This window comes from [Actinomadura] parvosata subsp. kistnae, from assembly GCF_900323885.1.
Lineage (GTDB): Bacteria > Actinomycetota > Actinomycetes > Streptosporangiales > Streptosporangiaceae > Nonomuraea > Nonomuraea composti.
Genome location: NZ_OOHJ01000022.1, coordinates 524,828 through 545,887, shown reverse-complemented (window position 1 = coordinate 545,887; position 21,060 = coordinate 524,828). Strand labels below are relative to the sequence as shown.

Sequence of the window (21,060 nt, the reverse complement as noted above, 5' to 3'; positions counted from 1 at the left end):
AAGTGCTCCTAGCGAGAAACGCTCCGGTCAGTTCCGGCTGCGGGCTTCGGGTGCGGTTGCAGCCGCGGAGTCGAGGTCGGTGCGGCTCGTCTCCCGCAGCGCCGCCGTGCACACCACCGTCAGCAGGCAGAACCCGGCGATGACGGCGGAGATCAGCCCCGTGCCGCCGCCCCCGGTCGACGCCTGGATCTGGGCGAACAGCAGCGGCGCCAGCCCCGCCCCGAGCCCGGCGATCTGGTAGCCGAGCGAGGCGCCGGTGTAGCGGCTGCGGGTGGCGAACAGCTCGGCGTACAGGGCGGCGAGCGGCCCGTACGTCATGGGGTGGATGATCGACTGGCCGAGCACCAGCGCGAGCGTGAGCAGCCCGACGCTGCCGGAGCCGGCCAGCGGGAAGATCGCGAACGCGTAGGCGGCGGCGGCCACCGCGCCGGCCAGCACGATCGGGCGGCGGCCCACCCGGTCCGACAGCGCGGACCAGCCGACGATGCCGAGCACCGCGAGGCCCGACGACAGCGTGAGCCCGTTGAGCACCTGCTGGCGGGCGAAGCCGGCCTGCACCCCGTACGAGACGAGGAACGTGGTCAGCGTGCCCTGCAGCACGAACGGCGACAGCCCGACCCCGATGCCGAGCAGCAGCGCCTTGGGGTGGTGGCGCAGCACGTCCAGCAGCGGCGCCGAGCGCGGCGCGGGGTCCGACGACGCGGCCGAGGCGAACACGGGCGTCTCCTCGACCCTGGCCCGCACGAACAGGCCGATCGCCAGCAGCACGATGCTCAGCAGGAACGGGATGCGCCATCCCCAGCTCAGGAACGCCTGCTCGTCCATGAGCGCGGCGCTGCCGTTGAGGGCGGCCGTGGACAGCAGCATGCCGAACGGCGCTCCGGCGTTGGTGAAGCTGGCCCACAGGCCGCGGCGCCCGCGGGCGTGCTCGGCGGACATGAGCACCGCGCCGCCCCACTCGCCGCCGACCGCGATGCCCTGCACCACGCGCAGCAGCACCAGCGCGACCGGCGCGAGCGTGCCGAGCTGGTCGTACGTCGGGAGCACGCCGATCAGGGTGCTGGCCACGCCCATGAGCGTCATGGTGAGGACCAGCATCCGCTTGCGGCCGAGCCGGTCGCCGAAGTGGCCGAAGATGACGCCGCCGAGCGGCCTGGCCAGGTAGCCGGTGGCGAACGTGCCGAGGCTGGCGACGGTGGCGGCCAGCGGGTCGAGGTCGGAGAAGAAGACCTTGCCGAACACGAGGGCGGAGGCGGTGGCGTACAGGAGGAAGTCGTAGTACTCGATGACGCTGCCGAGGAAGCTGGAGGCCACGGCGCGGCGGAGCTGGGTGGGGTTGGACATGCGTGATCCCGTTCGTGGGGGGTGTGGAAGGGAGTCAGGCGCTGCGGGAACCGGACGGTGGGGGTCGGGCGGTGGGGTGCCGGGCGGCGGGGGTCAGGCGTAGTGGCGGTAGATGGCGCGGGCGACGCAGGCCGGCTTGGGCTCGCCGTCGATCTCGATGGTGAAGTCCATGTGCATCTGGACGCCGTCGCCCGGCACGTCCTCGACCTCGGCGACCCGGCCGGCCAGGCGGATCTTGGCGCCGACCTTGACGGGGGCGGGGAAGCGCACCTTGTCCAGGCCGTAGTTGATGCTCATCCGCACGCCCTGGATCTCCAGCAGCTCGTTGAAGAGCGGGATGACCAGGGCGAGCGTGAGGTAGCCGTGCGCGATCGTGCCGCCGAACGGCCCCTGCGCGGCCCTGACCGGGTCGGTGTGGATCCACTGGTGGTCGTTCGTGGCGTCGGCGAAGGTGTCGACCCGGTCCTGGCCGATCTCCAGCCAGCCGGTGTGGCCGAGGTCCTGGCCGGCCAGGGCCTTGATCTCGGCCAGGCCGTTCGCGGTGGTGGTCATGCGGCGCTCTCCTTGAGTCCGAGCAGGCGGGCGGCGTTGTCCTTGAGGATCTTGGGGCGTACCTCGGGCTTGATGTCGAGGGCGGCGAAGTCCTTGAGCCAGCGGTCGGGGGTGATCACGGGGTAGTCGGAGCCGAACAGCACCTTGTCCTTGAGCAGGGTGTTGGCGTAGCGGACGAGCTGGGGCGGGAAGTACTTCGGCGACCAGCCCGACAGGTCGATGTACACGGACGGCTTGTGGGTGGCGACCGCCAGGGCCTCGTCCTGCCAGGGGAACGACGGGTGCGCCAGGATGATCTTCATGTGCGGGAAGTCCACGGCCACGTCGTCCACCAGCATCGGGTTGGAGTGCCGCAGCCGCACCCCGGCCCCGCCGGGCACGCCCGCGCCGATGCCGGTCTGCCCCGTGTGGAACAGCGCGATCGCGCCCAGCTCCTCGATCGCCTCGTACAGCGGGTAGGCGAGCCGGTCGTTCGGGTCGAAGCCCTGGATGCTGGGGTGGAACTTGAACCCGCGCACCCCGTACTCCTCGACCAGGCGGCGCGCCTCCCTGACGCCGGCGCGGCCCTTGTGCGGGTCGATGCTGCCGAACGGGATCAGCACGTCGGCGTGCGCCGCGCAGCTCTCGGCGATCTCCTCGTTGGCGATGCGCGGATGGCCGGTGGCGTGCTCGGCGTCCACGGTGAACACCACCGCCGCCATCCGGCGCTCGCGGTAGTACGCGGCCATCTGCTCGATGGTGGGGCGCTCGTGCGAGCCGAAGTACTCCGCCGACGCGCCGAACAGCTCGGGGCTGAGCGAGGTGTGGCCGTCCTTGGAGATCTCGGCGTGGGTGTGCACGTCGATCGCGGTGAGCTCCTCGACGTTCATCACGGCGTTCATCGCGGCATTCATCACGGCATTCATCACGGGCCTTCTCGGCGGGGACCTTCGGGGCGGGGATCCCGTACGTCTCCGGCTCGAAGCTCTTGCACGCCTCGGCGATCGCGTCGGCGCTCCAGCCGCCGTCGGCGTAGGTGACGGCCTTCTCGTGCGGGTGCGACCAGAGGGCGAGCCGGTCGCCGCCGATCCCGATGGCCTGGCCGGTCACCTCCGCGGACGCGTCGGAGGCGAGGTAGACGATCAGCCCGGCCACGTCCTCGACGGTGCCCATGCCCTCGTCCCTGCGCAGCCAGGCGGGCAGCGGCGCGCCGGTGCGCTCGGCCTCCTCCAGGTACGGGGCGAAGGCGGGAATGGTCTTGGTCATCTCGGTGGCGGCCACCGGCACCACCGCGTTGACCGTGACGCCGGCCCTGGCCAGCTCCATCGCCCACGTGCGGGCCATCGCCACGATCCCGGCCTTGGCGGCGGCGTAGTTCGTCTGGCCGAAGTTGCCGCGCTGGCCGGCGGGGGAGGAGATGAGGATCAGCCGCCCGCCCTCGCCCTGCTCGCGCATCCGGGTGGCCGCGGCCCTGGCGCAGGTGAACGTGCCGCGCAGGTGGACGTCGATGACCGTGTCGAAGTCGTCGTCGGACATCTTCCAGAGCACCCGGTCACGCAGCACGCCGGCGTTGGTGACCAGGACGTCCAGCCGCCCGAACTCCTCGACCGCGGTGGCCACCAGCCGGTCGGCGACCTCCGACCCGCCGACCGCCCCCGGAGCCGCCACCGCCCGGCCGCCCGCCTCGCGGATGGTCCCGGCCACGCTCTCGGCGGCCTCGGCGGTCACGTCGTTGACGACGACCGCCGCCCCCGCCGCGGCCAGCGCCTCGGCGTAGGCCCGGCCGAGCCCGCGCCCGGCACCGGTCACCACAGCCACTTTTCCTGACAAATCCATACACGTCACCTCGTGTCGCGAAACGTTGGGCAAACTTGCGACCCGCGTCAAAGTTTTGCCCAATATCTCGAATCCGTCTACCCTCGGCTTGTGACTTTCCGCGACGGGGACGACCCGCCCCACGCCCCGGCCACGCGACCCCAGTCGCTGATGTTCAGCTTCCTCGGCGTCCACGTGCTCGGCCGCGACGTCGCCGTGTACTCCGGCAGCATCATCGACGTGTTCGCCCGCCTCGGCGTGACCGAGGAGGCCGTGCGTTCCACGCTCACCCGCATGGCCAAACGCGGGCTGCTGGCCCGCCACCGCTCCGGGCGCAAGACGTACTTCGCGCTCACCCCGCACGCCACCTCCGTCCTGGAGGACGGGCGGCACCGCATGTGGGAGACCGGCGCCGTCAACCGCGACTGGGACGGCGCCTGGACCATGGTCGGCTTCTCCCTGCCCGACGACCGCCGCGCCACCCGCCACGACCTGCGCTCCCAGCTCGTCTGGGCCGGGTTCGGGCCGCTGCAGAGCGGCATGTGGATCGCGCCCGGCGTCAAGGACGTGCGCGCCATCGTCGCCGGGCTCGGGCTGCGCGACCACGTCACCGTGCTCACCGCCCGCGCCGCCGCGCCCACCGAGACCGCCGACCTCGTCCGCAAGGCGTTCGACACCGAGCAGATCGCCGCCCGCTACCACGCCTTCCTCGACCGCTGGGACACCCCCGACCCGCAGCCCACCCTCCCCGACGACCTGGCCCGCCAGCTCCTCCTGCACACCGACTGGCTGCAGCTCGTCCGCCAGGACCCGCACCTGCCCGCCGAGCACCTGCCGCCCGACTGGCCCGCCATCCGCGCCGAACAGGTCACCCGCACCCTCGCCGACGCCTACGACCGCCCCGCCCGCGACCTGGCCGCCAAGCTCCTCGACGAGCTCCCGCTCGGCCCTTGATCGCCTGGAGGGGGCGTGAGCAGCGCGAACGGGGGCAGGAGGCGGTCATGACACCATCTCCGGACCCGCACCAGCCGGACCTGCCGCCGACCCCGCGCCCCACCGTCGGGCCCCGGCCACCTTCGCCCCCGTCCTCTCCGGACGGTGGCGTCGGTGGTGACGGCGGCCCGCCCGCCGAATCGGCGCTCGAAACCGAGATCGGCCGCGTCAAGGAGCCCGCCCGGCTGCTGCGCGTCAGCACCATGGCCCGCTCCCTCCTCGACGAGGCCCGCGGCCTGACCCTGGACGAGCACGCCCGTGACGCGCTGCAGCACATCCACACGCGCGTCGTCGAGGAGATCGGCGACTCGGTCGCCCCCGAGCTCCGCGACGAGCTGCACCGCCTCCTGCCCTCCACCTCGGAAACCCTCACCCAGTCGGAGATCCGGATCGCGCAGAGCCAGCTCGTGGGCTGGCTGGAAGGCGTCTTCCAGGGCATCCGCGTCGGCCTCACGCTCCAGCAGGCCGCCCCGCCGAGCCTGCCCCGCCCGCCCGCTCCGGGCCCGGGTACCGGCCCTTACCTCTGACGCAGCCTCAAGGGACGCGCCCGCCGAATCAGGTGCAGGCGCAGCGGTGGGTGGCCTCGACGAGCCGCCGGACGCGGTCGTCCCCGCCGGTGATGAGCTCGGTCATCCGGTTGGGCACGTAGGCGAACCCCAGCTCGTGATCGGGATCGGCATAGGCGAACACCCCGGTGACCCCCGGGTGCCCGAACGCGGTGGGCGAGCATTCCCCCGGCCACATCGGCCCGCCCGGCAGCATGAACCCCCGCCCGTACGACGTGCGGCAGCGCAGGACCAGGTCCATCCCGCTGGCCTCGACGGTGCGGGCGCGGTCGGCGGTCTCCGGGCGCAGGAGGCGGATGCCGTCGACGTCGCCGACGAGCGCGGCGTACATGCGGGCGAGCCCCGCCGCGTTGCCGGCCCCGCCACAGGACGGGATGCCCGCCTGCGGCAGGCTGGCGGCGGCGAGCGGGTTGCCGGCCAGGGCGATGCTGCCGAACGTCGAGCGGTGGAAGAGGGACGCGGGGTCGCAGATGGCCTGGTTGAGGTCGGCCAGCTCGGGGTTGGCGCGGCCCTGGAGAAGCTGCTCCGCGGTGGGCGGTACGAGGTCCGCCAGCCGCCGTTCGCGGGCGTCGGGCAGGCCGATGTGCAGGTCGAGCCCCAGCGGGCCGGCGATCTCCTTGGCGAAGAAGCGCTGCACCGACATCCCCGTGACCCGCTGCACGACCTCGCCGACCAGCCACCCCATGGTCAGGCAGTGGTACCCGTGCGCCCGCCCCGGCTGCCACGCCGGCACGGCGGCGGCCAGCGCCTCGCTCACCGCCGTGCCCCCTTCGAGGTCCAGCAGGGTCAGCGGCGGGTCGACGGTGACGACGCCCGACCGGTGGCCGAGCACCCACCGCAGCGGGATGTCCGCCTTGCCGCCCGCCGCGAACTCCGGCCAGTACGCCGCGATCGGCGTGTCCAGGTCGAGCAGCCCGCGATCGACCAGCAGCATCGCGGCGGCGGCCACCAGCCCCTTGGTGGCCGAGGCGAGGAGCGTGATCGTGTCCCGCTCCCAGGCGGTGCCCGCGCCCGCCCGGCCGCCCCACAGGTCGACGACGGCCCGCCCCCGCTGGTAGACGGTCACCGACGCGCCCAGCTCCCGCCCTTCGTCGAAGTTGCGTTGGAACGCCTCCCGCACCGCGTCGAACCTGGGCTCGCACCACCCGTGGATCTCGCTCAACGCCCCCTCCTCCCGGCCCTCAGGGCTGTCCAGAAACGTGGGGGGTCGAGGAGGGGTTGGTGGCTCGGGGCCGCCGATGTGGTGCCTCCCGACTACCCGGCCGGCCCGGCCCGAAACCGCCCGCACGGGGCGCTGATCTGCGCGGACGGCGTGATGGTGGCGTGAGTGAGCGGTGTGGTCACGGCTTCCAGGGGAGGGCCCGGCCGAACCGGACGAGCTGCCCGTAGTGGCCGGGATCGACCGGGTCGAGGGCCAGGTCGAGGAGGGGGACGGCGGCTTCGGCGGGGGAGGCGGCGGTCGAGACGTCCCACCAGAGGGCCGAAGTCGGCGTGTTGATCATGCCGGGGCAGACCGCGGCGAGCAGGATGCCGCGCCGCAGGTCGTCGTCGCGGCGCTGGGAGGCGAGGGCGCGGACGGCGGCCACCTGCGCGATCTTGGACGGGATGTTGATGAAGCCGGGCCAGGCGCTCGCGGCGGCGCTGCCGTCCAAGACGGCGTCGCGCCAGGCGGCCACCTGCTTGTCCACCTCGTCCAGCGAGGAGAGGCCGTCGAAGCGGTCGTGCAGCACGGGCGCCAGGTGGCTGAGCGTGCCGAGCGAGCTGGCCACCACGAGGAAACGCCCGCCGTCACGCAGCAGCGGCGTGAACGCGCGCATCAACCGGGTCGTGCCGAAGTTGTTGACCTGCGTGTACGCGTCCATCAGAGCACGCGGGTCGTCGTCCGGCCCGATGCGCATCACGGCGTTGCCGAAGACGATGTCCACGCCGCCGTGCCGTTCCTCGACGAGGCGGGCCAAGCGGGTGGCGGCGTCGGGGTCGGCGACGTCGAGAAGCTCGCCGCGGACCTGGGCGCTCGTCGCGGGCAGGCCCGCGACGGCCCGGGCGACGCGGCCGGCGTCGCGGCCGGTCAGGTAAACGGTGTCGGCCGGGCTCAAACGGCTGGCCAGGCCCTCCACCAGGGCGAGGCCCAGCCCTTGGGTGGCGCCGGTCACGAGGGCGATGCGGGGTCGGTTCGTCATGGAAACGACGCTAGGACCGGCCGAGGGCATGCGTCCAACGAGAGATGCTCATCTGTGGTATGCGTAAGTGTCATGGCCCTCTCCGACGCCTCGCTCACCGCGCTCCGGGTCTTCCGCGAGGTCGCGGAGCGCGGCACGCTCACCGCCGCGGCCACCGCGCTCGGCTACACGCAGTCGGCCGTCTCCCGCCAGATCGCCGCACTCGAACGCGCCGCGGGCGCCGCCCTCCTGGAGCGCAGGCACGACGGCGTCCGGCTCACCCCGGCCGGGCGGATCGTGCTGCGCCGCGCCGCCGCCGTCGTGGACCAGGTGGACGCGGGCGCGCGCGAGCTGGCCGGGCTGCCCGGCGAGCCCGGCACGGTGCGGCTCGGCTGGTTCGCCAGCGCGGGCGCCCACGTCGTGCCCCGGGCGCTGGCCGCGCTGCGTGCCGAGCATCCCGCCATCACCGTCAACACCCGCGAAGGGCTCACACCGGTGCTGGTCCGGGCGTTGCGGGCGGGCACGCTGGATCTCGCGCTGATCAGCTCCGCGCCGCCGTTCCGGCCGCCCGACACCGAGACGCCGGCGCTGGAGGTCGAGACGCTCACCGAGCGCGGCCTGCGCGTGGCCGTTCCGGCCGGCCATCCGCTCGCCCGCGGCGACTACGTCGACGTCGCCGACCTGCACGGGCAGCGGTGGATCGCCGGGCCGGGGCGCTGGGCCGGCGGCGGCGCCGGCGACAGCACGGGGATGGGCGCCTGGCCCGGCCTCGACGAGCGGCCCGAGATCGCGCACTCCGCCCGCGACTGGCTGGCCAAGCTCTGCCTCGTCGCCGCCGGCTGCGGCCTGACGACCGTGCCCGCCATGCTGGAGGCCGCCGTCCCGCCGGGCGTGCGCGTCCTGCCGGTCCGCGGCGGCCCCCAGGAGCAGCGGCGCCTCCTCCTGGCCAGGAGGCCGGGCCCGATGCCCGAGGCCGCCGCCTGCGTCGCACGAGCGCTCCGCCAGGCGGTCCTGGCCACGGGCGCGACTCTCACGTCCCCCTGATTCCGATGGCGCGGGTCTCATGTCCCCCTGACCGCGAGGGCGCGGGTCTCACGCCCCCTGACCGTGTTCACGTCCCCCTGATCCCGAGGGCGCCGGTCTCGCGCCCCCTGGCCGCGAAGACGCGGGCCTCACGTCCCCCTGATCCCGAGGGCGCGGCTCTCACGCCCCCTTCTTGACTCCGAGGGCGCGGCTCTCGCGCCCCCTGGACCCTCGGCCGTGGGTGTCACGCCCCCTTGACCGCGTACGTGACGAGCGTGGTGAGCACGTCCCTGACCGAGGCGCGGCGGCGCACGTCGCACATCACGATCGGGATGTGCTCGGCCAGGCCGAGCGCCCGCCGCACCTTGCCCGGCTCGTACCGGCGGGCCCCGTCGAAGCAGTTCACCCCCACCACGAACGGGATCCCGCGCTGCTCGAAGTAGTCCACCGCCGGGAAGCAGTCCTGGAGGCGGCGGGTGTCGGCGAGCACGACGGCGCCGAGCGCGCCCAGCGCCAGCTCGTCCCACATGAACCAGAACCGGTCCTGCCCGGGCGTGCCGAACAGGTACAGCCACAACCCGTCGCGGATCGTGATGCGGCCGAAGTCGAGCGCCACGGTGGTGGTGGTCTTGGACTCGACGCCGGAGGTGTCGTCCACGCCGATGCCGCGGTCGCTCAGCAGCTCCTCGGTGTGCAGGGGGCGGATCTCGCTGATCGTGCCGACCATGGTCGTCTTGCCGACCCCGAAACCGCCCGCGATGAGGATCTTGATGGCCAGGGCCGACGGGGCCCGGGTCGTACCCGGCTCAGAGACTGCGTAGCCCATCCAGCACTTCCCTGTAGATGCGTTCGTCGATCGTCTGCGCGACGGGGCGCGGGCGCTCGATGCTGATCAGGCCGTCCCGCCGCAGATCGCCGAGGATCACGCGGGTGATGTTGATCGGCAGCCTGAGGTGTGCCGCGACGTCGGCCACCGGGGTCGGCCTGCGGCACAGCGAGAGCACGGCGCGATGCTCGGGGAGCAAGTCCGAGGGCTGGGGCAGGTCGCCGACCGTGACCACGATGGCCACCAGGTCGAACGACTCGCCCTGCGGACGCGCCCGGCCCCCGGTCAGCCCGTACAGCCGGATCAGGGGCCCGGGATCCTCCCCTGTCACGGTCTCGCGCCGTTCCAGGCGGGTGCCGGTGCCGCTCCCCTCGGATGCGCGGACAGGTGCTCACCGACCCGCTTGACCATCAGCGCCATCTCGTACGTCACCATGCCCAGCTCGGCGTCGGCCGTGGCCAGCACGGCCAGCCGGGCCCCCTGCCCGGCGGCGGTGACGAACAGGAAGCCCTCCTCCATCTCGATGATCGTCTGCCGTACGCCGCCGAGCCCGAAGTGCCGGCCGGCCCCCATGGCGAGGCTGTGGCTGCCGGCGGAGATGGCGGACAGGTGCTCGGCGTCCTCCCGGGTCAGGCCGCGGGAGCTGCCCATCGACAGCCCGTCGGCGGACAGCACGATGGCGTGCCGGATGCCGGGTACGCGCTGGATGAGGTCGTCGAGCAGCCAGCTCAGTTCACTTCTGGGGTCAGGCATCGGGTCGATCGTCCTTTCGATTCCACATGTCGGGCTCCTGCTTCGCCTGCTGGCGCCCTTCCTGCCAGCCGCGTTGCATGGACGACATGAGCTGTGCGAGCTCTTCGGGCGAGCGTCCGGCGGCTCCTCGCCGCTCCGGCCGCGCGTCCACGCGCAGCTGGGGGGCGAGGCTGGCCTGCGGGATCCGCATCGGCAGCCCGTCGAGATCCTCGTCCGCCTCCTGGGGCGGCACGGTGACGCTCCAGCCGGCGGGCGGCCCGGAGGTCGTGGCGGGGCGGGGCGGGGCCCCGTTCCCGAAAGCGTTGTGCGCCGGCTCGCCCTCCCGGCCACTTTCCGCCGCCGAGGCGGGGAAGGCCGAGGAAGCGGGGAAGGCCCCGGAAGCCGGCGAGGAGGCCGGAGAAGCGGGGAAGGCCCCGGAAGCCGGCGAGGCCGTCGGGCCCGCCTGGTCCGGCGTCGGCTCCTGCCTGGGGTCCGGCGCGGGCTCCGACATGAAGTCCGGGACGAAGTCGGGCATGGACCCCGCCGTGAAGTCCGGCATGAAGTCCGGCATCGGCGAGGAGTCCGTCCTGTTCTGTGCGGGGTCGGGCTCGAACCAGGTGCCGCGCACGGGCCGGGTGGCCCGCCCGTTGACGCCCTCGTGCCCACCCGCGGGCTCGGCCGACGGCCCCGCCGTGAGGGCAAGCGGCTCGGCGTCGGCGAGCAGGCTGGCGGGCAGCAGCACGATCGCGGTGGTCCCGTCGTACGGCGACCGCCGCAGCATGATCTTGATCCCGTGCCGGGCCGCGAGCCGCGCCACCACGAACAGCCCGAGCCGGTCACTGTCGGCCAGGTCGAACTCGGGCACGTCGGCCAGCCGGTCGTTCAGCTCGCGCAGGGTGGCGTCGTTGAGTCCGAGCCCGCGGTCCTCGACCTCCAGCGCCATCCCGTTGGCCGCGGTGACGCCGCGCACCTGCACGGTCGTGTTGGGCGGGGAGAACACGGTGGCGTTCTCCACCAGCTCGGCGACCAGGTGGATCACGTCGGTGACGGCGGCGCCGACGAGCAGCGGGGCGTGCGGCATGGGGGCGACCGTCACGCGGGTGTAGTCCTCGACCTCCAGCACCGCCGCCCGTACGACGTCGAACAGCGGCACCGGGTCGCGCCAGCGGCGCGCGGGGGAGGAGCCGGACAGGATGATGAGGTTCTCCGCGTGCCGGCGCATGCGGGTGGTGAGGTGGTCGAGCTTGAACAGGTCCTCCAGGACCTCGGGCTCGTCGGCGCGCCGCTCCATGGTGTCGAGCAGCGCGAGCTGGCGGTGCAGCAGCGCCTGGTTGCGCCGGGCGAGGTTGAGGAAGACCTGGCCGACGCCCTTGCGCAATGCGGCCTGGCCGACGGCGGCCTCGACGGCGGTGCGGCGTACGGCGGAGAAGGCGTGCACGACGCGGTCGACCTCGGCGGTCTCGGCCCGGTCGAGGCCGGGGGCCTCGGTGGCCGGGTCGACGTCGTCGCCGCGGCGCAGCCGCTCGACGAGGCGGGGCAGCCGCTGCTCGGCCAGCTCGACGGCCGAGCCCTGCAGCCGCCGCAGCTCGGCGATGAGCGACTGGCCGAACCGGTAGGACAGCCACACGGACAGGATCACCAGGGCCAGGCCGAGCAGCAGCACGACCCCGATCCGCCAGTACGCGGCCGTCTTCTGCGCCTCGCCGGAGGCCGCCGTGCGGACCAGCTCGGCCTGGGTGTCGCGGTTGATCTGGGCGAGCACGCTCTCGGCGTCGCCGCGCCACGTGGAGGCGGACACGGGGGGCGGCCCGCCGGTGTCGTAGGAGAACAGCTCGTCCTCGACCGCCACGACCCGCTTGTAGGCGGTGCTCGCCACGAGCCGGTCGTAGGCGGCGCGCAGCTCGGGGCTGGCGTCGCGCTCGGCGTTGGCCAGGACGAGCCGGCGGGCGGTCATGGCGGCGACGAACGCGGCGCGGTCGGTCGGGGTCATGTTGCGGTGCACGAGCGTGGTGGTGAGCACGGCGTGCTCGCGCCACAGGTACTCGGCCGAGGTGCTGTAGGCGGTCATGCCGCGTACCGTCTGGTAGGCGGTGGCGTCGCTCATCGCGTCGCGGTCGATGAACTGCTGGTTGGCGACGGCGATCAGGTTGTTGTACGCCTCGATGATCGTCAGCGCGGGCGCCAGCACGCCGCCGTCGGCGGAGGCGCGCAGCGACTGCAGCCCGTCGAGGGCCTGCACCATCGCCTGCACCTGGGCCGGGGCCTCGTTGACCGCGTCGGCGTCGACGCTCGCGATGATCTCCCGCAGGCGCCTGACCTGGTTGTCGGTGACCCGCCGCTGCTCGATCAGCGGCTTGTACGCGGCGGTGCTGCCCGGCGCCTCCGCCGAGAGCTGCCGCTCCTTCTGCAGCTCGACGATCAGCTGCAGCACTGGTGCGCCGATGGACTCCCACCGGTCCTGGATCTGCGAGACGGTGGCGATCTCATCCACGCTGGAGTACGCGATGAACCCCCAGAGGGCCACCATGGAGACCAGCGGAAGCAGGAGGATCCTGAGCAGCTTGGTGCGAAGAGGCGGGGGGGAACTCATCCGTCAATGTCCAATTCCGCGCGTGGTGTGCGCGCCCGGGCAGCCGTGGTCTTGCTACCGCCCCCCGAGGTTGCCCGCCACGACTGGGTGCGCCTGTGGTCCGTCCACTATGCCGATGGGGCAGTTGGACTTCAAGGTACGGATGCGAAGAAAGCTCCCGAAAGTAATGTTGACTCTTTGTCAGCACACGGTTCGTGACGGTGATCGTGATGCGTTCACCATATGTAGTCAGACAAAAGCCAATTAATTAGACAAATGCCCCCATTCCGGTCACCGCGCGTCCGACGATCAGCGTGTTGATTTCCCGGGTGCCCTCGTAGGAGTAAATCGCCTCGGCGTCGGCCACGAACCGCGCGATGTCGTACTCCAGGATGATCCCGTTCCCGGCGAGCAGCTCGCGCGCCCACCCGACCACCTCCCGCATCCGGCTCGTGCAGTACGCCTTCGCCAGCGCCGAGTGCTCGTCGCGGAAGACGTCGTCGTCCTGGAGCTGCGCCAGGCGCACCACCATGCCGAGGCAGGCCGTCGTGTTCCCCAGCATCCGGACCAGGAGATCCTGGACGAGCTGGAACTTGGCGATGGGCCGGCCGAACTGCTCGCGCTCCTTCGCGTAGCGCAGCGCGATCTCGTACGCGGCGAGCATGATCCCCACCGCCTGCCAGGCCACGCCGCTGCGGGTCCTGCGCAGGATCCGCGCCGTGTCGCGGAACGAGCCCGCCTCCCGCAACCGGTTGCCCTCCGGGACGCGGCAGCCCGACAGCGTGATGTCCGCGTTCTGCACCGTACGCAGCGCCATCTTGTTCTCGATCTTCGTCGCGGTGAAGCCGGGCGTGCCCTTCTCCACCACGAACCCCTTGACGTGCCCGTCCGCCACGTCCCTCGCCCACACCACGACCAGGTCCGCGAACGTGCCGTTGCCGATCCACCGCTTCGCGCCGTCCAGCACCCACGCGTCGCCCTCGCGCCTGGCCGTCGTCCGCATCCCGCCCGACACGTCCGAACCGCCGGTCGGCTCCGTCAGCGCGAACGCGCCGATCCGCTCCATCCTGCTCATCGCCGGCAGCCAGCGCTCCCGCTGCTCCGCCGACCCGCACGCCGCGATGCTGCCCATGGCCAGGCCGGTGTGCACCCCGAAGAACGTCGCCATCGACGGGTCGGCCCGCGCCATCTCCAGCGCCAGGAACCCGCTGAGCAGGCCACTCGGCTTCGGCCCCGGGCACTCGGGATACGCCAGCCCGGCGATGCCCAGCTCCGCGTACTCCTTCACCAGATCGAGCGGGAACTCCGCGCGCACCCAGCACTCGTTCGCGATGGGCACGACCTTCTCCTTCAGGAACTCGCGCACCCGCAGCAGCGTCCCCCGCTCCTCGTCGGACAGCAGGCTCTCGAACCCGTACAGATCTCCGGTCAGCAGCTCAGACATGGCGGGACAGCTACCCACGGCGCGTCCCGTGACACGAAGCGTGGTGACCCCCGTGACACGAAGCGTGATGATCGGCCGCGAGCGCGCCCGCACCGCGCCCGCCCCGCGCCGCGCTCGCCCGCAACCGCACCCGCCCGCATCGCACCACCCGCCCCGCCCGGCCGCGCCCGGCCGCGCCCGGCGGCAGACTGGCGCACAGGGCCAGATCCCCGAGAAGGGCAGTGATGTGCCGATGCTCGACGTGTTCGACAGGTGCCGGCTCCACGACGACGTCCAGCCCGTCACCCCTACTACCACCCCGCCGAGGAGCGGCTGGCCGACGGGCGCGTCCGCGTTCACGGGCGCGTGCTCGTCTCCGTCGGCTCCAACGACTACCTCGGCCTGTCCGCCGACCCCCGCCTGAAGGACGCCGCCTGCCGGGCCGTCCGCTCACTGGGCACCGGCACCTCCGGCTCCCGCATGGCCAACGGGTCGCTCACCCTGCACGAGACGCTGGAAGGCCGGCTCGCCGCGTTCCTCGGCCAGGAGTCGGCCATGGTCACCCCCACGGGCTTCCTCGCCAACCTCGTGCTCAGCGCCCTGGTGGGGCCGCGTGACACCGTACTGGCCGACCAGCTCATCCACGCCTCCCTCATCGACGCCGTCCGGCTCGCCCGCGCCCGCCTGCGCCGCTACCGGCACAACGACCTCGACCGGCTGGAGCACCTGCTGCGGGAGTGCGACCCCGCCGGAGGTGCGCTGATCCTCACCGAAGGCATGTTCTCCACCACCGGAACGCTCTGCGACCTGCCCGGCACCGCCGCCCTCGCCCGCCGCCACGGCGTCCGCCTCATCCTGGACGGCGCCCACGACATCGGCCTCATCGGCCCCGGCGGGCGCGGCGCCGCCGAGCACTACGGGCTCGGGTCGGCGGTCGACCTGCACACGCTCGCCTTCTCCAAATGCTTCGGTACGACCGGCGGCGCCGTCGCGGGCCCCGAGCAGATCATCCTCTACCTGCGCCACCAGGCCCGCTCCATGGTGTACTCGGCGGCGCTCTCCCCGGCGAGCACCGCCGCCGCGCTGGCCGCCCTCGACATCATCGAGCACGAGCCGGAACGCCGCCACCGCGCCCTGGCCGCCGCCGCCCGGCTCCGCGCCGACCTCACCGGCATGGGGTACGAGACGGGCGACTCGCCCACCACCATCATCCCCGTCCACGTCGGGGACCTCGTGCTGTGCTGCCGGCTGTGGCGGGAGCTGTTCGACGAAGGCGTCTTCACCACCGCCATGGTGCCGCCCGCCGTCCCCGACGGGCAGGCGCTCATCCGCGTCAGCACCACCGCCCTGCACACCGACCCGCAGCTCGACCAGGTCGCCACCGCCTTCGCCACCGCCGGCCGCCGCCTCGGTCTCATCCCCTGACCGCCCCCTACACGAGGACGACCAGCGTCACCACCACGAGAACCGTCAACAGGGCCAGCATCGCCACGATGACCAGCCACTTCGGATCCAGCCACCCCGACCGCTCAGGCCGGTACGGTGCGTCGGGGTCGAGAAGGGCCCGCAGGAACGGGTTGATCTGCGCCTCCGGCAGCAACCCCTCCAGCACGGGGATCAGGCGCGGCAGCCACGCACGCACCTCGGCCGGCTGCCGCCTGGCCGCATAGGTGCGCAGTTCGTGCAGGATCGCGGTGACGTCCTTGGCGGAGGTGGCCTGGGTCAGGTCGGTGCAGAGCATCTCGAACGCATCCTGCTCCGCATACCGCCGCCCACCCACCCCACCTCCCGCCGCGCTCCCAGGACCGCCGCCCGCCGCACTGCCTGCCCCGCTCGCGGGACCGCCACCCGCCGCGCTGGCCGCCGCGCCGCCTGCCGCGCTGCCCATTGCGCCGCCTGCTGCTCCGCCAACCGCGCTCCCGGAGCCGCCGCCGGGCCCGCTGCCGGTGACGACGCCCGAGGCGCCGCCCGGCAGTCCGCCCGCCGCACTGCCTGGCGCGCCGGCCGCCGCGCTGCCGGTGCGGGCCTCGTGTCCGGAGCGGAGCTCTGCGGCGTGCGCCTCCGGGCCCGGGTGCGTGTCCGGGCGAGGGTGCGGGTCCGTGGTGCCGGTGGCGGGCGCCTCGTGCGTGGTTCCGGCGTGCGGGGCGCGGCGCGGGCGGTGTCGGCGGGCCGCTGCTGGGCGCCCGGTGACTGGCCCGCCACCTGGCCCGCCGCTCGTGGGCGCTGCAGCTCCGCCGTCTGTCCCGCGACGTGCGTGCCCGGCGCCTGCGGGGACGCCGGCGTGGGGGGCGGGCCGGGCGGGGTTCCGTATGGTGGGGGGTGTTCGACCTGGGCGGGCACCACCGGCTGGGAGCGCCCCGGGCCAGGAGGCTGCGGCGACCAGACCAGCTCGTCCCCGTCCCCCTCATCCGGGGCGCCCCGGGCCACCACCGCGGTCGAGTCGTTCGTGGCGGAGGCGAGCCGCCGCAGCCGCTCCTCCAGCGGCGTCCGGTCGGTGATCCCCAGCCGCTTGACCAGCCCCACGAGCCGATCCTGCGCGTACGCGTCCACGAGCATGGCCGCGATCGAGGCGTACGTGTCGCCCTGGTCGGGCAGCCGGGAGTCGACCCGGGTGCGGTGGGAGCTCTGCGAGGACGGCCCCGGCCACTGCCGCAGGAAGATGATCTCGGCGCCTGGCTTGAGGTCGTCGCTCTCGTACGTCGAGAACGTCTCGGGGTAGTGCCCGAGCGCGTAGTCGAGGATGTCGACCAGCCCCCAGAGCTGCACGATCGGGTTCCCGCCGGAGGCGACGGACAGGGGTGTGCGGGGGCGGCGCAGGCGTTCGGCGACGATGGGGGCGAGCGCCGGCGCGGCGGCCCTGGACTCCCGGTCGAGCGCGGCTCGCGCGCTGTCGTACGAGCTGATCAGCTTGCCGAGGTCGAGCGGTTCGTCGCCGTCGGGCAGCCGGGCGGCCCAGCCGGAGGCGAGGGCGAGGGTCTGGCGCACGTTCGGCATGGCCATGGGCTGGGTGGCGGAGCCGCCGAGGTAGGCCTGGACGCGGATGGTGCGCCGGCTGTCGGCGCCGCCGGTGCGGGTGCGGGCGAGCACGACGACGCGGCCGTCCACGAGGAGCCGGCAGAGGCTGACGCCCGGCTCGGGCCCGGGGTCGAGCCAGGGCCCGAGCTGGTGGTACCAGCCTGCGGTCCGTTCCAGGGAGGTGCGTCCCGGCCCGAGCCCGCCGTGCTGCTCGTCCCATGCGAACTGGATCCAGTCGACGCTGGCGTAACGTCCCATCAGAGGCCCACCTCCGGGTAGCCGCGCAGGACGCCGGTCATGGCGAACAGCGAGATGAGGGGTTCGAGGACGCGGCGGGGCCGCACGCCGCGCCGGTAGCGGCCCTCGGTGGCGGCGGCGCCGGTCGCGGAGACGAAGTGCAGGGTGCACTTGCGGCATTTGTCGTAGGGGCTGAGCCACGCCTGCGCCCCGCGCCGGTGCAGGTAGGCGTAGACGTCGCGGCTCTCGCGCAGGACGGCCGCCGGGTCGAGCCGGTCGGGTTCGGCGTACAGCCACGTGTCGACGGGGGCCTGGAAGCGTACGGCGTCGCTCTTGGTGACGGCGATGGCGGCGGGGATGTCGAGCCGGCCGCCGGTCTTGGGCAGCCGGTCGAGGACGGCGCGGAACGACTCGTCGCCCATCCGGGCGGATTTGGTGGCGGCGTCGATGACGAACAGCAACCCGCCGATGGCGGGCACGAACCTGGTGGCCTCGTGGGTGGCGCTGCGCAGCAGCTCGCCGGCGATGTCGAAGAAGGCGACGGCGGTGGTGTGCTGCCCGTCGTTGACGAGCAGCGCGTCGACGGGCTCGGCGGTGGCCCGGTGGGTGGTGCGGTTGAGCGCGACCCGCTCGACGAGGAGGGGCCGCACGTACGAGTTGACGTACTCGGCGTGCCGCTCGATGTCCACGGCGTCGGTGGTCAGCCCGTAGGGCCGCAGCCCGCCCTGCTCGATCGCGCCGATCATGGAGGCGAGCAGGTGCGTCTTGCCCGTCTCGGGCCCGCCGACCAGGCCGATCACGAGGGGGCGGCCGTGCCGGACGTAGGTGTAGGGCAGGTGGTGCTCGAGGCCGGGGTCCGACAAGGGGGCGGGGCAGCGGACGTGGGCGGCCCGCAGCAGGTCCTCCCGGCGCGGCCCGCTCACGCTGTCGAGGTGGAGCGGCTGGTACTGCCCGGCGGGGGTGCGCTCGTAGAGCTCGTCCTCGCTCCAGGCGAACTCGTGCAGGCAGATGGGGCAGAGGATCACCGGGTCACCACCCAGAGGACGACGAGCAGGGCGAGCAGGACGGCCAGCGGCAGCCAGCGGGCCCACCACGGCAGCGACCTGTCCGGCTCCTCATCGACGGGCACGGGCTGGGTCCGGGTGACCTGCTCGGTGGCGGGTTCGCGGCGGGCCTCGCGGGCCCGGTCGAAGGCGGCGCGGCCCTCCTCCAGCCCGAGGTCCCGCTCGACGGGCAGCGACTGCATGGGGTCGGGCACTCGCAGCCGCGCCAGCACCTCCTGGGCCGTCGGGGGCGAGCCGGAGAAGACGTCCGCGAGCGGCTGGAGCGCGGGGGTGGCCGACAGGTCGGGCACGCCGGTGATCTCGCGGCCGGTGACCGTACGGTAGATCACCATGCCGGCGCTCCACAGGTCGTCGGCGGTGGAGGCGACGCCCTCGCCGGAGCGTTGCGCGGGGGAGGCGTAGGGCGCCTCGCCCATGCGCAGCCGGCGGGTGCCGGCCAGGGTGGCGTGGCTGAGGTCGGTGAGCTGCACGGTGGTGCCGTCCCAGCGCACGGTGGCCGGCTCGATGCGCCGGTGCACGATGTCGCAGGCCGACAGGATGCGCACGGCGCGGAACAGGCTCGCCTGCAGCGTGCGCTGCTCGCTGATCAGCAGCGCGCCGAACCAGCGGCTGACCGGCTCGCCCCGGTAGTCGTACAGCAGCACGAACGGCTCCTCCTCGTCGAGGCTGAAACCGATGAGGCGGGGCAGCTCGGGCGGGTAGGAGCGGCGCAGCCGGGTCAGCAGCCGGGCGCCCATGCGGGCCTCGTTCTCCAGCAGGTCGTAGAGGTACTCGCGGTCGCGGCCCTCCGCGCGCGGCACCCGCCGCTGCACGAGCCTGGTGCCGGAGGCGAGGTGGGTGATCCGCCGCTCGAACGGGTCCTGCCACGGCTCCGCCTCCACCTCCCAGCGCACCGGGTCGCCTTCGGGGGAGTCGAAGTCCAGCGGCTCAGGCTCCATCACCACTCCAGTTCTCCTCCACCGTCCCGGGACGCAGCGGCACCAGGCGAAGGGTGCCGGCGTACTGGCCCGACCGGGTCCACACGACTCCGGACGGGTTCCCCTGGCCGCGTACGGCCCTGGGCGCGAACCGCACCGCGTACGCCTGCCGCAGCAGCAGCGACAGGTCCCGGTCGCCGCACAGCTGCAGCATCTGCCCGCCGGGCGGGGCCTGCAAGGCGCGCACGACCTGCTGCGACTGCCGCCACACGGCGTCCACCAGCTCCTGGCGGCCGGCGTCGGCGGTGCCGAACTCGGGCTTCTCCTGCACGCCCCGGTGCGCCAGGTGGTAGCGGTACTGGCGCAGCGTCTCGTCGACCCGCCGCTCCAGCCCCGTCTGCACGTCGCGGTAGTCGCCGTGCTCCAGCGCCGGCCAGCCGGGGTCGAGCCAGCCGGTCACGGCGTCGAGCAGGTCGCCGGTGATGACCTCGCGCAGCTGGCCGCCGCGGTCGCGCAGCCGCACGGTGACCTCCTCGTCCAGGGCCGGGCTGGCGGCGGCCTGCCCGGCCTCGGCCCGGCTCCATTCGGTGAGCGTCGCCGACACCTGCGCGCAGATCTCGGCCAGCGCCGCCGCGACGGTGCGGGCCGCGTCGGAGGTGTGCACGCGGGCCTGGCCCAGCGCCCACTCGCTGGCGGCGACCCGTTCGAGCAGGGAGCGCAGCTCGTCGAGCGCGGTCCTGGCCGGGCCGAGCGCCAGCTGCTCGCGCCATGACGCCCGCGAGCGCCGCCAGAACACGAAGCGGTTGAGCAGCCCCGGGGGGAACTCGGCGGGCGCGTGCAGCTCGTTGAGCAGCTCGTCGGGGCACCTGCGGGCGCAGCCGGGGACGAACGCGGCGCTGCCGATCGGGGCGCTCTGGTCGGCCAGCAGCCGCAGCCGCGCGACCAGCCGTGCCAGGCTCTTGCGCTCGGCCAGCGCCGACTCGACGTCGGCGCGCAGCTCGGCGACGATCTCGGCGTGCCCCATGCCGGCCGGGGCGGCGAACTTGACGCCGTTGGCGGCCAGCACGTCGGCGGCGTCCTCGTCGCTGTGGTCGACGTCGGCGAACAGCCGCGCGACGGCGTCGCGGAACTCGGCCAGCGCCCGGCCGGCCGCGATCACGTCGTCCGCGACGGCCGCCCGGGCCGGGGCGGTGCTGAAGTAGCCGAGGTCGTCGAGTGACCGGCCGGCGCGGTCGAGCCGGTCGCGGGCCTGCCGGTAGAGCCGGTCCATCCGGCCGCCGGGGACGAGCGCGTCGAGCAGGTCGGCGGGCAGGTCCGTGCCGCCGCTGAGCACCGGCAGCGCCGTGGCCAGCGGCGAGCCGAAGACCGCGGTGTCCTGCTGGACCGGCCCGGCGAAGCGGTCGGCCACGTCGGTGAACGCCTGCGCGAGCACCTCGGGGTCGATCCGGCCCGCCACGATCCGCCAGCCGGGCGAGGCGGTGCCGTACGGGACCTCGCCCAGCTCGTTGACCACCTGGTCGAACACCTCGGGCTGGCAGAGCAGGTCGATGAGGATGGCCTCCGAGCTGACCCCGGGCCCGTGCGCGGCCTCGCCGGTGTCGGCGTTCCACAGGATGCCGCACGGGTCGCCCACCCACAGCACCCGGCGGCTCTCGCCGCTCAGCGCCGGCGGCAGGCGCGGCTCGGGGCCGAGCGCCACCACGAGCACCGACCTGACCAGGCGCGAGCTGAGGATGTCCTGGAGCGCCTGCTGCCCGCCGGCCAGCCGGTCGGTGTCGGTCACCACCAGGACCCGGGGCCCGAGCCTGGTCACCTCCTCCTTGCGGAGGTCGATCACCACGACCAT

General features: G+C 73.6%; 19 protein-coding genes and 1 pseudogene. 4 read left to right on the top strand and 16 right to left on the bottom strand.

Annotated features, from left to right (window positions below):
- Nucleotides 1-27: 27 nt before the first annotated feature.
- From KIS93_RS45260 to KIS93_RS45245, 4 genes and pseudogenes are all read right to left on the bottom strand, one after another.
- The gene (locus KIS93_RS45260) at nt 28-1,344 is read right to left on the bottom strand and encodes an MFS transporter (RefSeq protein ID WP_080041467.1); all 1,317 of its coding nucleotides are present in this window, start codon (nt 1,342-1,344) and stop codon (nt 28-30) included.
- 93 nt (nt 1,345-1,437) lie between these two features.
- Nucleotides 1,438-1,896 (bottom strand): MaoC family dehydratase, encoded by a 459-nt coding sequence (locus tag KIS93_RS45255; RefSeq protein ID WP_080041466.1) that lies wholly within the window; start codon nt 1,894-1,896, stop codon nt 1,438-1,440.
- Nucleotides 1,893-2,801 carry an amidohydrolase family protein gene (locus KIS93_RS45250; protein WP_281261999.1) on the bottom strand — a complete coding sequence of 303 codons (909 nt, stop codon included), beginning with the start codon at nt 2,799-2,801 and terminating at the stop codon, nt 1,893-1,895. Before KIS93_RS45250 ends, KIS93_RS45255 begins: the two co-directional genes overlap by 4 nt.
- Nucleotides 2,802-3,024: 223 nt before the next feature.
- Nucleotides 3,025-3,711: pseudogene (locus KIS93_RS45245) on the bottom strand (SDR family NAD(P)-dependent oxidoreductase); the annotation flags it as partial.
- Between the two features lie 90 nt (nt 3,712-3,801).
- Here KIS93_RS45245 and KIS93_RS45240 point away from each other — a divergent pair.
- Both KIS93_RS45240 and KIS93_RS45235 read left to right on the top strand, forming a co-directional pair.
- Entirely contained in the window at nt 3,802-4,644 is an 843-nt protein-coding gene (locus tag KIS93_RS45240; protein WP_230465447.1) for a PaaX family transcriptional regulator, read from the top strand.
- 47 nt (nt 4,645-4,691) lie between these two features.
- On the top strand, nt 4,692-5,210 hold the full coding sequence (locus KIS93_RS45235) for a proteasome activator (RefSeq protein WP_080041463.1): 519 nt from the start codon (nt 4,692-4,694) through the stop codon (nt 5,208-5,210).
- Nucleotides 5,211-5,238: 28 nt separating this feature from the next.
- Here KIS93_RS45235 and KIS93_RS45230 read toward each other — a convergent pair whose 3' ends face one another.
- Both KIS93_RS45230 and KIS93_RS45225 read right to left on the bottom strand, forming a co-directional pair.
- On the bottom strand, nt 5,239-6,411 hold the full coding sequence (locus KIS93_RS45230) for a serine hydrolase domain-containing protein (RefSeq protein ID WP_080041462.1): 1,173 nt from the start codon (nt 6,409-6,411) through the stop codon (nt 5,239-5,241).
- Nucleotides 6,412-6,589: 178 nt separating this feature from the next.
- Nucleotides 6,590-7,429, bottom strand: a complete 840-nt coding sequence (locus KIS93_RS45225) for an SDR family NAD(P)-dependent oxidoreductase (RefSeq protein WP_080041461.1) — start codon at nt 7,427-7,429, stop codon at nt 6,590-6,592.
- 72 nt (nt 7,430-7,501) lie between these two features.
- Here KIS93_RS45225 and KIS93_RS45220 point away from each other — a divergent pair, with 72 nt between their 5' ends.
- On the top strand, nt 7,502-8,452 hold the full coding sequence (locus tag KIS93_RS45220) for a LysR family transcriptional regulator (RefSeq protein ID WP_080041460.1): 951 nt from the start codon (nt 7,502-7,504) through the stop codon (nt 8,450-8,452).
- Nucleotides 8,453-8,675: 223 nt separating this feature from the next.
- Here KIS93_RS45220 and KIS93_RS45215 read toward each other — a convergent pair whose 3' ends face one another.
- From KIS93_RS45215 to KIS93_RS45195, 5 genes are all read right to left on the bottom strand, one after another.
- Nucleotides 8,676-9,257, bottom strand: a complete 582-nt coding sequence (locus tag KIS93_RS45215) for a GTP-binding protein (RefSeq protein WP_080041459.1) — start codon at nt 9,255-9,257, stop codon at nt 8,676-8,678.
- Nucleotides 9,238-9,588, bottom strand: a complete 351-nt coding sequence (locus KIS93_RS45210) for a DUF742 domain-containing protein (protein ID WP_230465446.1) — start codon at nt 9,586-9,588, stop codon at nt 9,238-9,240. Before KIS93_RS45210 ends, KIS93_RS45215 begins: the two co-directional genes overlap by 20 nt.
- On the bottom strand, nt 9,585-10,010 hold the full coding sequence (locus KIS93_RS45205) for a roadblock/LC7 domain-containing protein (protein WP_080041457.1): 426 nt from the start codon (nt 10,008-10,010) through the stop codon (nt 9,585-9,587). Before KIS93_RS45205 ends, KIS93_RS45210 begins: the two co-directional genes overlap by 4 nt.
- Nucleotides 10,003-12,579 (bottom strand): sensor histidine kinase, encoded by a 2,577-nt coding sequence (locus KIS93_RS45200; RefSeq protein ID WP_080041456.1) that lies wholly within the window; start codon nt 12,577-12,579, stop codon nt 10,003-10,005. Before KIS93_RS45200 ends, KIS93_RS45205 begins: the two co-directional genes overlap by 8 nt.
- A 247-nt stretch (nt 12,580-12,826) precedes the next feature.
- Nucleotides 12,827-14,002 (bottom strand): acyl-CoA dehydrogenase family protein, encoded by a 1,176-nt coding sequence (locus tag KIS93_RS45195; protein ID WP_080041455.1) that lies wholly within the window; start codon nt 14,000-14,002, stop codon nt 12,827-12,829.
- A 252-nt stretch (nt 14,003-14,254) separates the two neighbouring features.
- Here KIS93_RS45195 and KIS93_RS45190 point away from each other — a divergent pair, with 252 nt between their 5' ends.
- On the top strand, nt 14,255-15,406 hold the full coding sequence (locus KIS93_RS45190; RefSeq protein WP_080041454.1) for an aminotransferase class I/II-fold pyridoxal phosphate-dependent enzyme: 1,152 nt from the start codon (nt 14,255-14,257) through the stop codon (nt 15,404-15,406).
- A 7-nt stretch (nt 15,407-15,413) separates the two neighbouring features.
- Here KIS93_RS45190 and KIS93_RS45185 read toward each other — a convergent pair whose 3' ends face one another.
- The 5 genes from KIS93_RS45185 to KIS93_RS45165 are packed head-to-tail and all read right to left on the bottom strand — an operon-like array spanning nt 15,414 to nt 21,060.
- Nucleotides 15,414-15,722 (bottom strand): hypothetical protein, encoded by a 309-nt coding sequence (locus tag KIS93_RS45185; RefSeq protein WP_186404806.1) that lies wholly within the window; start codon nt 15,720-15,722, stop codon nt 15,414-15,416.
- A complete protein-coding gene (locus tag KIS93_RS45180) occupies nt 15,704-17,254 on the bottom strand; it encodes a hypothetical protein (protein WP_186404805.1) in 1,551 nt (516 codons plus the stop codon). The genes KIS93_RS45185 and KIS93_RS45180 overlap by 19 nt, the downstream gene beginning before the upstream one ends.
- A complete protein-coding gene (locus KIS93_RS45175; protein ID WP_080041452.1) occupies nt 17,254-18,258 on the bottom strand; it encodes a hypothetical protein in 1,005 nt (334 codons plus the stop codon). The genes KIS93_RS45180 and KIS93_RS45175 overlap by 1 nt, the downstream gene beginning before the upstream one ends.
- Nucleotides 18,255-19,241: a protein kinase family protein gene (locus KIS93_RS45170; RefSeq protein ID WP_155128255.1), complete on the bottom strand. Its 987-nt coding sequence runs from the start codon at nt 19,239-19,241 to the stop codon at nt 18,255-18,257. Before KIS93_RS45170 ends, KIS93_RS45175 begins: the two co-directional genes overlap by 4 nt.
- Nucleotides 19,225-21,060: a hypothetical protein gene (locus KIS93_RS45165; RefSeq protein WP_080041450.1), complete on the bottom strand. Its 1,836-nt coding sequence runs from the start codon at nt 21,058-21,060 to the stop codon at nt 19,225-19,227. The genes KIS93_RS45170 and KIS93_RS45165 overlap by 17 nt, the downstream gene beginning before the upstream one ends.

Coding starts and splice junctions, on each gene's coding strand:
- KIS93_RS45260 (WP_080041467.1), bottom strand. CDS start 1,344: ATGTCCAACCCCACCCAGCTCCGCCGCGCCGTGGCCTCCAGCTTCCTC.
- KIS93_RS45255 (WP_080041466.1), bottom strand. CDS start 1,896: ATGACCACCACCGCGAACGGCCTGGCCGAGATCAAGGCCCTGGCCGGC.
- KIS93_RS45250 (WP_281261999.1), bottom strand. CDS start 2,801: ATGAATGCCGTGATGAATGCCGCGATGAACGCCGTGATGAACGTCGAG.
- KIS93_RS45235 (WP_080041463.1), top strand. CDS start 4,692: ATGACACCATCTCCGGACCCGCACCAGCCGGACCTGCCGCCGACCCCG.
- KIS93_RS45225 (WP_080041461.1), bottom strand. CDS start 7,429: ATGACGAACCGACCCCGCATCGCCCTCGTGACCGGCGCCACCCAAGGG.
- KIS93_RS45220 (WP_080041460.1), top strand. CDS start 7,502: ATGGCCCTCTCCGACGCCTCGCTCACCGCGCTCCGGGTCTTCCGCGAG.
- KIS93_RS45215 (WP_080041459.1), bottom strand. CDS start 9,257: ATGGGCTACGCAGTCTCTGAGCCGGGTACGACCCGGGCCCCGTCGGCC.
- KIS93_RS45205 (WP_080041457.1), bottom strand. CDS start 10,010: ATGCCTGACCCCAGAAGTGAACTGAGCTGGCTGCTCGACGACCTCATC.
- KIS93_RS45200 (WP_080041456.1), bottom strand. CDS start 12,579: ATGAGTTCCCCCCCGCCTCTTCGCACCAAGCTGCTCAGGATCCTCCTG.
- KIS93_RS45195 (WP_080041455.1), bottom strand. CDS start 14,002: ATGTCTGAGCTGCTGACCGGAGATCTGTACGGGTTCGAGAGCCTGCTG.
- KIS93_RS45185 (WP_186404806.1), bottom strand. CDS start 15,722: ATGCTCTGCACCGACCTGACCCAGGCCACCTCCGCCAAGGACGTCACC.
- KIS93_RS45180 (WP_186404805.1), bottom strand. CDS start 17,254: ATGGGACGTTACGCCAGCGTCGACTGGATCCAGTTCGCATGGGACGAG.
- KIS93_RS45165 (WP_080041450.1), bottom strand. CDS start 21,060: ATGGTCGTGGTGATCGACCTCCGCAAGGAGGAGGTGACCAGGCTCGGG.